The sequence below is a fragment of the Neobacillus rhizosphaerae genome (genome assembly GCF_937468385.1).
Classification (GTDB): domain Bacteria; phylum Bacillota; class Bacilli; order Bacillales; family Cytobacillaceae; genus Neobacillus; species Neobacillus rhizosphaerae.
The window spans coordinates 22,599-33,163 of the sequence record NZ_CALBWS010000046.1 but is presented as its reverse complement, the minus strand read 5'-3'; the positions used below and the strand labels follow the sequence as shown (position 1 = coordinate 33,163).

General features: G+C 39.9%; 14 protein-coding genes and 1 pseudogene. 9 read left to right on the top strand and 6 right to left on the bottom strand.

Annotated features, from left to right (window positions below):
- Nucleotides 1-130 precede the first annotated feature (130 nt).
- Nucleotides 131-397: pseudogene (locus M5A78_RS23040) on the bottom strand (transposase); the annotation flags it as partial.
- Nucleotides 398-826: 429 nt separating this feature from the next.
- A complete protein-coding gene (locus M5A78_RS23035; protein WP_248737626.1) occupies nt 827-1,183 on the bottom strand; it encodes a hypothetical protein in 357 nt (118 codons plus the stop codon).
- 271 nt (nt 1,184-1,454) lie between these two features.
- Here M5A78_RS23035 and M5A78_RS23030 point away from each other — a divergent pair, with 271 nt between their 5' ends.
- Nucleotides 1,455-1,703 (top strand): amino acid decarboxylase, encoded by a 249-nt coding sequence (locus M5A78_RS23030; RefSeq protein ID WP_248737625.1) that lies wholly within the window; start codon nt 1,455-1,457, stop codon nt 1,701-1,703.
- Here the strand turns inward: M5A78_RS23030 and M5A78_RS23025 are convergent.
- On the bottom strand, nt 1,700-2,317 hold the full coding sequence (locus tag M5A78_RS23025) for a Crp/Fnr family transcriptional regulator (RefSeq protein ID WP_248737624.1): 618 nt from the start codon (nt 2,315-2,317) through the stop codon (nt 1,700-1,702). The two genes, M5A78_RS23030 and M5A78_RS23025, sit on opposite strands and share 4 nt — an antisense overlap.
- A gap of 247 nt (nt 2,318-2,564) precedes the next feature.
- On the opposite strand from M5A78_RS23025, the gene M5A78_RS23020 reads away from it, so the two are divergent.
- From M5A78_RS23020 to M5A78_RS24765, 6 genes are all read left to right on the top strand, one after another.
- A complete protein-coding gene (locus tag M5A78_RS23020) occupies nt 2,565-3,011 on the top strand; it encodes a flavodoxin (protein WP_248737623.1) in 447 nt (148 codons plus the stop codon).
- A 23-nt stretch (nt 3,012-3,034) separates the two neighbouring features.
- Nucleotides 3,035-3,244 (top strand): heavy-metal-associated domain-containing protein, encoded by a 210-nt coding sequence (locus M5A78_RS23015; protein ID WP_248737622.1) that lies wholly within the window; start codon nt 3,035-3,037, stop codon nt 3,242-3,244.
- Between the two features lie 210 nt (nt 3,245-3,454).
- The gene (locus M5A78_RS23010; protein WP_248737621.1) at nt 3,455-3,754 is read left to right on the top strand and encodes a DUF5658 family protein; all 300 of its coding nucleotides are present in this window, start codon (nt 3,455-3,457) and stop codon (nt 3,752-3,754) included.
- A 101-nt stretch (nt 3,755-3,855) separates the two neighbouring features.
- Nucleotides 3,856-5,001, top strand: coding sequence for a DEAD/DEAH box helicase (locus tag M5A78_RS23005; RefSeq protein ID WP_248737620.1), 1,146 nt, complete (start codon nt 3,856-3,858; stop codon nt 4,999-5,001).
- 278 nt (nt 5,002-5,279) lie between these two features.
- Nucleotides 5,280-6,743 (top strand): amidase family protein, encoded by a 1,464-nt coding sequence (locus tag M5A78_RS23000; protein WP_248737627.1) that lies wholly within the window; start codon nt 5,280-5,282, stop codon nt 6,741-6,743.
- 56 nt (nt 6,744-6,799) lie between these two features.
- Complete coding sequence (locus M5A78_RS24765) at nt 6,800-6,934, top strand: hypothetical protein (protein WP_264760480.1); 135 nt, start codon at nt 6,800-6,802, stop codon at nt 6,932-6,934.
- 119 nt (nt 6,935-7,053) lie between these two features.
- Here the strand turns inward: M5A78_RS24765 and M5A78_RS22995 are convergent, their stop codons facing one another.
- From M5A78_RS22995 to M5A78_RS22985, 3 genes are all read right to left on the bottom strand, one after another.
- Nucleotides 7,054-8,583, bottom strand: coding sequence for an FAD-dependent oxidoreductase (locus M5A78_RS22995; RefSeq protein ID WP_248737619.1), 1,530 nt, complete (start codon nt 8,581-8,583; stop codon nt 7,054-7,056).
- A 128-nt stretch (nt 8,584-8,711) separates the two neighbouring features.
- A complete protein-coding gene (locus M5A78_RS22990; protein WP_248737618.1) occupies nt 8,712-8,858 on the bottom strand; it encodes a hypothetical protein in 147 nt (48 codons plus the stop codon).
- Nucleotides 8,859-8,957: 99 nt separating this feature from the next.
- Nucleotides 8,958-9,332: a DUF1360 domain-containing protein gene (locus M5A78_RS22985; RefSeq protein WP_248737617.1), complete on the bottom strand. Its 375-nt coding sequence runs from the start codon at nt 9,330-9,332 to the stop codon at nt 8,958-8,960.
- Between the two features lie 109 nt (nt 9,333-9,441).
- On the opposite strand from M5A78_RS22985, the gene safA reads away from it, so the two are divergent.
- Together safA and M5A78_RS22975 are read left to right on the top strand one after the other, a co-directional pair.
- Complete coding sequence (safA, locus tag M5A78_RS22980) at nt 9,442-10,056, top strand: SafA/ExsA family spore coat assembly protein (protein ID WP_248737616.1); 615 nt, start codon at nt 9,442-9,444, stop codon at nt 10,054-10,056.
- 152 nt (nt 10,057-10,208) lie between these two features.
- Nucleotides 10,209-10,556 carry a lmo0954 family membrane protein gene (locus M5A78_RS22975; RefSeq protein ID WP_248737615.1) on the top strand — a complete coding sequence of 116 codons (348 nt, stop codon included), beginning with the start codon at nt 10,209-10,211 and terminating at the stop codon, nt 10,554-10,556.
- Nucleotides 10,557-10,565: the final 9 nt, after the last annotated feature.

The following is a 10,565-nucleotide window of genomic DNA, read 5'->3' as shown; positions in this document are numbered from 1 at the left end:
TCCTTCTCCTCGGCTCTTTTGGAGCCTGCGGGGTCTCCCGTGACCTCTCTATCCCGCAGGAGTCGAGTGCCCTCCGCTCCAATCAACAGGGTGGCAAATCAACCTAAAGAATTGCAACACACTTTTTCTAGCGGTAGGCAATGTTCATTTTAATTTCTTTTTCTAATTGTCTTTCAGAACGAATGCCAAAAAGATACCCTATAAACATCATTTTAAAAAGAATAAGGGGATGAGATGGGCGACCATTATCCTCGCTATAAAAAGGACGAACTTTTTCTAGAAGAAATGTAAAATCTATATATTTGTCAATCATGCGAAGAAGGCGGTCGTCTGGAACTAATTCATCAATAGACACCAATTCATATTCACTTTGGCTAGACTCTTTTGGATTAAACATTGATTTCACCACTTATTTTTTATTATTTATTAGTTGAGTTGAAGGTCTTTATTGAAAAACGCTCTGTTGATTGGAGTGGAAGGCGCGAAGACTCCTGCGGGAGTACGGGACAGGGGAGACCCCGCAGGCGCTGGAAGCGCCGAGGAGGCTCACCGAACCGCCCGCGGAAAGCGAAGCGCCTGGAACGGAAATCAACTGACAAGTTTAATGCAGCAAAACAAAAAAAAACTGTCGCTAAACCCGAAATTCTTCGAATTTGTCGACAGTCTGAATAGTACATTCTTATGAATGTGCTATTTTCATTCTAAATACCTATTATCCTCATCCAGAAAAGATATTTTCAAAAACCCTATTTTTCATATAAATAGTAAAAAAGTAAATTGGGTGAACTAGATGTTTGGATGAGATAGAGGTTTAGCGAAGTCTCTTTTAGACTTGTTTCCTTCTAAAAATTAACCAGTAGCTTCCGAAGCCGACGATGATTATTAGACCTACAGTAACCGGTACAACGTAGTCTTTAAATGAAGGATTTACTGTATTAGCCTTTTTTGTATGTGAAGATGAAGGGTTTCTACCTTTATCGGACTGATCCGTTGCTGAACCTTTTGGTGGTGCTTCATTCTTTGAAGCTGTTATCACTAAGGATGATGAAATTTGTGGATGCGTTTGTGGAAGTACTGAACCTTCTTTTTTAGAAGAATCCTCTATATGTGATTGGGCAAAAACATTCGTCCCTAATAGAAAAAACAACAGAGAAGCAATCAGCGACATCTTTTTAAACATCATTTTCAACTCCGTTACATTGTTATCTTATAGTTGTTCATTTTATCACCATTTGCTCCTGCATATATCGATTCGCCGCCAATGTTCACAAAGCTTTCGAAATTACAATTTTGCAAAAGCCACCCTGATTTTTAGAGGGAAAGCAGGAACCACAGTGATTAGAGCTCTTTTTTAGTGGCTGGAAATCTAAAGCCAAGTTGATATAAATCAATTTCTTTCGGAGAGAAAGGTGATAGAATGAAGCATAAATTCTTAACAAAGGAGAGCAGAAATTATGTTTGAGATCGTTGATAAAAAAGCCGTGATGGATATCCGCGAACGAGTGGCTAAGGGGGAACACCCACGACGGGAAATTTTAGATTTTATCAATGCCGCACCAGTAGGCACCATTTTTGAAATCCATTTGCCCCATCGTGGAGAGCCGCTTATAGCCAATTTACAATCGTTGGGATTGAATGTAATCGTCAACGAACTGGATCCAATGCATTTCCGGCTTATGGCCGTCAAATTAGACGAGCTTTAATCCAATTCTGCCATTTGTTTAAGTTGGTCCAATTCCAGAATCTGAATTTTTCTGCGGCCGTCCATAACAATCCACTTTTGGGACATAAATTCTAACAGCTTCCTGCTGACTGATTCTGGGGTTGTACCGATATAGCTAGCTAAATCCTTTTTCGTTATTGGCAAGGTAAAGGCCTCGTTGCCTGCATTCATTTTCTCATGAAAAAGAATAAGTGCCCTTGCCAGCCGCTGTTCTACTTCCATCAGACTCAAAAATCCCACTGACTCATCCGCTTCATACAAACGGTCATTAACGGCTAGTAAAAAGCGGTAAGCCAACCCCGCATTATTCTCCATCGTTTGCAGAAAATCCTTTTTATCGATAGAGCAAATCACCGTTGGAATCCCGATAGCTTCCGCATTTATATAGTGTTTTTCATTTTTCAAGATTGAAAATAACCCAAAGAAATCCCCTGGAAACAACAAACGGACAATTTGTTCTTTGCCTTCTAAAGACATTATAGTCAATTTAATTAGGCCCTCATTAACCACAAATAGTTTTTCAGACTGCTCTCCGACCCGAAAAATATATTCCCCTTTTAAAAATTGGTTGCTCCTTGTTACTTTTTGCAACAATTGTAGGTCCGCCTCATTCAACCCTTTAAATACCGGAACAGATGTGATGCATGAAGATTGGTGAGAACAACAATGTTCACAGCCCATTCTTAACCCACTCCCTATTTGTCAGTCTATAAGCTTAATATTATCTGCTTTATGGACGCTATGTAGTGATTTTAATCAATTCTTTGTTTTCTTGATGCAGATCAAGGTTAATGAGAACGATTCCCATTATGATGAAAGAAAAACAAGAGGTGAGTTGCTGATGAATGCTGCTTGTTTAATTGTATACGCGAGCATGACAGGGAATACGGAAGAGATAGCTAACCTAGTTGGTGCCGGCATACAAGCGGCCGGTGGTTCTGTCGTGGTAAAGGATATTCTCGAGGTAGATGTAGTAGATCTTCAAGACTATGACGGTATTCTATTGGGAGCTTATACTTGGGGCGATGGGGACTTACCGGATGAATATCTCGATTTCTACGATGAAATGGACCGATTAAATTTAACTGGAAAAAGGGCTGCAGTCTTTGGCTCATGTGACTCATCCTATGAACATCGCGGCAGAGCTGTTGATATTTTAACAGAAAAATTAGCTGAGTTAGGTGCAGAAGTCGTTCTGGATGGTTTAAAAATTGATCTTGCTCCAACTGCAGCGGAAAAAGAACAATGTATGAAATTCGGTCAATCCTTTATGGAAAAATCGTTTTGAACTTTAGAAGGGAGTTTTATTTGATGAAAATGATTGAATTAGCATTAAATGAGGTGGCCTGCTCCGGATGTATAGGAAAAATTAAACGCGGCATGCAAAAATATTGTGGTGTGGAAAAAGTGAAGATATTGTCCGGAAGCGGAAAAATTCAAATTAGCTTTAATGAAAAAATGATTCAATCTGAGGTAATAAAGCGGAACCTGTATAAATTAACGTTCCGAACATTTGATTAACATGTGCTACTAATAACGAGCAATTTTATTAGAAAAATCGTTCATTATTAAGATGATTTTCGTGCGTTTTAATGTATAATGTTAATATTGGAAATATGTGGCTGCTATAAGCGGCCTTTTATTTTTAATGACGTTCTTAATAAAGTACGTAATTGTATGCAGGAAATAAGAAATATTGAATGTACTGATAATATGAAACGAGGAGAAACCATGAGACTCTGTTTATTCCTGGTTATGGCAGGTGTGTTGGATGCCATCCTGACCCATCTAGGGATTGCTTCGGGTGTTGTAGAGGAAGGAAACCCAGCAATGAAATTAGTGATTGATCAAAGCTGGTTCTATTTCTATATGATTAAAATTTGTTTGCCACTCATGCTGCTCGGTTTGTTTTTCCTTCGGCCATTAAAAGGGTGGAGTAGAGCGTTGTTGATTTCTACCTGTGTCCTATATTTCTCCGTCCTAGTGTACCATATGGTCTGGATTGTCCTCTACTTCAAAACTTCATCATGATTCCTATTCCTAACTAGACACCCTAAGGTTAATACGATAGTATCAATAAGATATCGAAAAACAAATAATAAGAAAAAGATATTGAATTAAAGGAGTACAAAATGTTAACTAATTTAAAGCCTAATTTGCAGGAAGCGTGGGAAAAATCAGGGTTTCAACATCCTACTTCTATTCAAGAAGCAGCTGTTCCAATAATTCTAGATGGAAAAGATGTGATTGCTGAATCACCGACAGGTACCGGTAAGACACTCGCTTATTTACTTCCATTATTAAATAAAATCGATGACAAACTTCCAGCCTTACAAGCAGTGGTGCTCGCTTCTTCACAGGAGCTAATCATGCAGGTCTATCAAGAATTTCAGAAATGGTCGGAAGGAAGCGCCATAAGAGGCACCTCCATAATTGGTGGCGCCAACGTAAAACGGCAGCTGGAAAAATTGAAAAAGCGCCCTCAGGTGATTTTTGCTACACCAGGACGGTTGCTTGAGTTGATTAAGCAAAAAAAGGTAAAAATGCATGAAGTGAAAATGATTGTTTTAGACGAAGGAGATCAGCTCCTTATCTCTGAGCATCTTAACACTGTTCAAAGCATTGTTAAATCAACGATGAGTGACCGTCAAGTCGTGTTATTCTCGGCAACGATGAAACCTGGAATAGAGCAGCAGGCGATGGGGATTACAAAGACTCCGGAGGTCATTCGAATTGAAAAGGATGAGGCGGCCTCTTCCGGAGAAGTAGAGCATATTTATTTTCTTTGTGAACAAAGAGATAAGATTAAGCTATTAGAAAAAATTACTCGTTTAGATGATAGTAAATCGCTTGCGTTTATCAATGACATTGGTGAAATCGAAGTGTTTAAAGAAAAGTTTCATTTTAAAGAACTTTCAACAGGTATCCTCCATAGTGACATGAAGAAGTTAGAGCGACAAGCAGCATTAAAAGCTTTCCGTGATGGAAAAATGAAAATGCTGATTGCTACAGATGTTGCGGCTAGAGGCCTTGATATTCAAGGGGTTACCCATGTTGTTCAGATTGACTTTCCAAAGGATATTTCTCAATATGTACACAGGTCTGGTAGAACAGGGCGAATGGGAGCGAATGGAACCGTCATCTCACTTGTGACCGAAAGGGAAGAAAGAGAATTGAAGCGCTATTGCCGAGAATTAAATCTTCCGCTTCATAAAAGAGTTTTTTATCAAGGTAACATTATTGCTGAGGAACAAAGAAGTCAAAAGTTAAAACGATAAAGTAAGACAGTGGCGGATATCCCACTGTCTTTTTGCATGGAAAACGGTGCGGAGTGTCGCAAAAAAAATCAGTATATCCTTTAGGAGTGAAAAACAAACATTTACCACATTGAATTAGGTGGAGTTCAGCTCTGCACACACCACCATTATTATCTGGGTGTACTTTTTACATTCCATTCAATTCTATGCTCGGTTAAGGTGTGTAACTTAAGATGCTTTTTTTAAAAGGAATTTCTACTTTTTTCTTGAATTGTATAGGAGAAACGGGGGTAAGAATGATGAAAAATCCTAAATTGAAAAATTTGCATGATGAGTGGCTTGAGGAAATTACCATCAGCCAGATTCAAGAAAAAATGGAGAGTGGCGAACTCACAGCTAAAGAACTGGTCCTCATGTATTTACATAGACTTTCGGTTTTTGATATTCGACTCCATTCCATTCTTGAAGTCAATCCTGACGCCTTGCAAATAGCTGAAGCACTTGATGCTGAACGGAAAGAATCAGGACCACGGAGCCAGTTGCACGGAATTCCCATTTTAATAAAAGATAATATTGATACTCACGACAAAATGCATACAAGTGCCGGTTCACTTGCACTAAAGGATTCAATTGCGTTACAAGATTCCTTTGTGGCAGAGCAATTACGTAAAGCCGGCGCAGTCATTCTTGGAAAAACCAATATGACAGAGTGGGCGAATTTCATGGCTATTGGAATGAAAAGCGGCTATAGCTCACGCGGCGGCCAGGTTCTTAATCCCTATGGGCCAGGCAAATATGATGTTGGTGGCTCAAGCTCAGGCTCTGGCGCTGCGATTGCTGCTAATTTTTCCGCGGCTGCAGTCGGAACGGAAACATCGGGTTCCATTTTAAATCCTGCGTGCCAAAATTCGTTAGTTGGCATCAAGCCTACTGTGGGCTTAATTAGCCGAAAAGGGATTATTCCCATCGCTCATACTCAGGATACGGCTGGTCCAATGGCTAGAACGGTTGAAGACGCTGCCATTCTTTTGAATGCTTTATGTGGAAAAGATGATCACGACCCCATCACCAAAACCAACCCGTTCAATGGATTTGACTTTACGGAGTTCCTTTTGAAAGATGGTCTGAAAGGAAAAAGAATTGGTTTTGCATTGGAAGGATTTATTGAACGTTTAAGTAAGGAAAAGCAAAAAGTTGTGGCTGCAGCATTGGAAGTATTGAAAACGTCAGGAGCTGATGCCATTGAAAATGTTGAAATTCCCTCGGCCAAAGCAGCGTGGAAATATGATGTTTTAACGTATGAATTTAAACCTGACTTAAATGCATATTTAAGTCAATTACACCCTTCCATTGCGGTAAGAACATTAGCTGACCTAATCGAGTTTAATAAGCAAAATGAAGAAAAAATGTTGAAGTACGGGCAGGAGGTGCTGCAGGAATCAGAAAAAACGAGCGGATCCTTAACAGATGCTGTATATGTCGAAGCACTGGAATTTGACCTATATCATGCCAAACAGCAAGGTATTGACTTTGCCTTAGAAAAATATGACCTGGATGTTATCGTTTTTCCAAGCGATGAAGGTTCACATATCAGCGCTAAGGCTGGTTATCCATCGATTGCTGTCCCTGCGGGTTACACGGCGGAGGGTGAGCCAGTTGGAATTACTTTTGCAGGAACTGCTTTTAGTGAACCGCTCTTAATTCAAGTGGCCTATGCTTTTGAGCAAATAACAGGCTATCGTAAGGCACCTGTCCTAGAATAGGTTTACTTGTTTTCACCCATACTATCATTGAATTTCTCAAAAAGGAGATGGTAGCTGTGGGAAAAACGAAACTAGGCAATGCCAATGCCCAGCGAAACAACAATACGAAAAAGCCTATGAAAACAAGTTCGGAACTGGTGGAATTTACAACTGGGCAAGATTTAAAACGAAACCGTCCAAACAGTAAATAAAAAGTAACGCCTCCTACTGAGTTAGGAGGCGTTACCTTTTCAAAAAAATGACTCAATGGAAGCGAATTGGTTGATATCGATAAAAAAATTTGTTGATAGCTGTTGAACAGACTAAAATCCTACTCCTCTGCAAGTAATTCCAGCGCTTTTTTCGCAGGACCTTCAATGACATCACCGGAATAGGCATACCGTGAACCGTGGCATGGGCAATCCCATGTTTTTTCAGCTCGATTCCATTCACATTCACAGCCAAGATGGGTACAAGTGGTATCAACAACATACAGCTTTCCATTCTCATCCTTGTAGGCACCGGCTCTCTTTCCGTTAAACATAACAACGGAGCCTTCACCCTTTTGCAAATCATCGGGGGCCTTGTCCGTATACTCAAGCTTGCCTTTAATCAGATGCTTGGCAACATCGGCATTAGTTGTGATGACACTTTTTAAATCCGGGTCAGCCTGGAAGCGGGATGGGGAATATAGCTGCTTGTAGGGATTATCTCGGTCGAGAACGTAATCGGTCAATAAGTGGCCGGCGAGGATTCCAGTGGTCATGCCCCACTTTTTATAGCCAGTTGCTACCAATATATGGTCCCGCTCTGATGTGATAGGACCAATAAATGGAACCTTATCAAGGGTAACTAAATCCTGTGCAGACCATCGATAATCGTATGCCTTTATTCCGAATACATCTTCAGCAAATGCCTCGAGTGCTTCAAAATGTTTAATCGTATCTATCCCTTGTCCTGTTTTGTGATTTTCTCCGCCAATGATTATTAACTTTTCGCCGTTAATTGGTGTATAGCGAATTGAGCGGGTTGGGGTGTCGACACTGATATACATCCCGCCCGGATAGTCCTTATCCGTTTTAATCCCAATCGCGTAAGACCTGTCCGCATACATCCTCGAAAAATAAAGCCCCGGCCAATCGTAAAATGGAAAATGTGTGGCTATGATCACGTGATTGCAGCTGACTCTTTGGCCGGCCTTGGTTACTACTTTTGGCTGGGTATCATCATCCTCGATGTCTGTAGCAGTAGTATTTTCAAATACAGAGCATCCGGCCTTCACAGCCTCGTCCAAAAGTGATTTTAAAAATTTTAATGGATGAAATTGGGCTTGATTTTGCATCATTAAAGCTGCTTTTACTGGAATATTAAATGGGATTGTATCCTTTAAGGCACCATCGATTCCTAGTGTTTTATAGGCTTCCCATTCTGTTTTTAGCTTTTCAGTATATTCTTCAGTCGTTGCATACATATAGGCATCTTCTTTACTGAAATCACAATCAATCCCATTTTCCTTCACCTTATTCTCGACGAATTGGATGGCATTCATATGTGACTCGAAATAAAGGCGAGCCTTTTCTTCGCCAAAATGGTTAATAAATTCATCATAAACTAGGCCATGCTGTGCGGTTACTTTTGCCGTTGTATGACCGGTGGTACCATTTAACACGCTGCCAGCATCAAGCAGGGCAACTTTTAGCCCCTCTTTTGAAAGCAAATAAGCAGCGGTAATTCCGGTAATGCCCGCGCCTACGATAGCGACATCGACAGATAAATCTTCGTTTAATTTATCGAAGGATGGTAATTCGATTTCACGCCAATACGTTTTCGGGAATTGTGGGATTTTTTCAGATGAACTCATATGTATTCCTCCAGCTATGAAATGAACTCATGTTTATTTTTTCCCAAAGTGAGAAATTAATGTGATAAAGGTAAAAAAAGAAAGAACCCAGATTAATTCGGGGTTCAAAAAAAATGAATTGGTGTCCATTATTCTTCCTTATCACCGTTTATTTTGTCAATTCGAACAGCATCTTCTGAATTAAGGGTCCCTCTTAAAAAATGAAAGATTGTGCCACCTACGAAACCAAGGCAGAGAATAAAACCAATGGTTGTAACCCACCATACAGCCGCCATTCCAAAATCCCCCTTTTTTAAAAAAGCTCATGAGCTTGAGCTTTTCTAATATATATGCTTACGGGGGATGAATTTTTCCGTTGATTCTCAGCTTTTGTCTTACTCCTTTTTCTTTAGGTTTGAGAAGTAATCAACTTTTTTAATATTGACGCCAACAAAGGTTTCAATAATGGACTGACCGCCGGCAATCGAGAAAATCAAAATAAATACGAAAGTAACCTTCGGGAAAAGTAAGTATGCTCCGCCCAGTAAAATAGCGCTCCAAACGCCGGCACACCAATAGCATTTCAATAAATAACCAAACATTGATGTCGGGACTTCCTTTGTTTCAGTGCCAGCATCTGTTTCAACCTTCACTTTTTTCACAAACGGCTTGCGGATAAATTCGGTTATTTTATCAAAAACGATTAAATGGGTTAAACGGTAGCTAGCTAAAATTAACATGATATAGGTCATCCATGAAATATCTCTCACATTTTGCTCCTCCGAAATCTCTGCTAATGGACAGCTAAAATTAATTTTTTCAGTTCCCTGTATATTTTGAGCTAGAAATCAAAAATATATATTCGGAGGAGGCGAAAAAATGAAAAAATCTTTTTGGATTTGTTTTCTGTCTTTACTATTTCTTTTTTGCATACCAAGTGTTTCTTTTGCTCAGCAAATATACACCGTTCAGCCAGGGGACTCGCTTTGGAAAATTGCCGTTAGGTATCAGGTGGGAATTTCGGAGATAATTCAAGCAAACACGCAATTTAAAAATCCTAATTTGATCTATCCAGGTCAAAAAGTAACCATTCCTGACCTAGGCGGGGTTAAATCCATTGAAAGTCAAGTGATCCAGTTAACCAATCAAGAACGGGCGAAAAATGGTCTGAAACCATTGACTGCAGATTGGGAACTTTCAAGGGTGGCCCGCTATAAGGCTATGGATATGCGCGACAAAAACTATTTTAGTCATACGAGTCCAACTTACGGAAGTCCATTTGATATGATGAAAAACTTTGGGGTTAGTTATCGTTCAGCAGCTGAAAATATTGCCGCGGGGCAAACCACACCAGCATCAGTCGTCCAAGCTTGGATGAATAGCTCTGGACATCGTGCTAACATTTTAAGTGCGCAATCCACCTATATTGGGGTTGGCTACGCTCAGGGCGGCTCACAAAGATATTACTGGGTACAGATGTTTATATCTAAATAAGGCATAAAAGGGTCAGTTTCCGAGCTATTTGCTTAAGGGACTGACCCTTTCTACGTCCCCAGACCGATATGAAAATCAAGCTCAAGCGCAATTATGAAAAGCAAGGGAAAAAGGTAAGATGAAATTAAGAAAAGAAAGGGAGTGAAAACAAAATGAAAAAATTTGGTTTACTGTTAGCAGGCGGGATTGCAGCAGTTATCTTGCTTTCAACAATCGGTCCGATGGTGGGCTTACTCGTTAGCTTGGTGCTCCTGTACTTCATATTCAAACAGTTTATAAAGGCTGAAACAACTGGAGGAAAAATTGGTCTTGGTATCATCGGGTTCATCGTCCTTATGGCCTCTATCCACAATGCACCAGCCATTATTGGTGTCGCAGCAGCATATGTGCTTTTCCTTGTATATAAAAAATGGAACCAGAATAAGCACACGAAAATCAAAGAAGAAACTGATCCATTCGTCAATTTTGAAAAACAATGGAATGAATTAAAAAATAATTAAGTTTAAAGG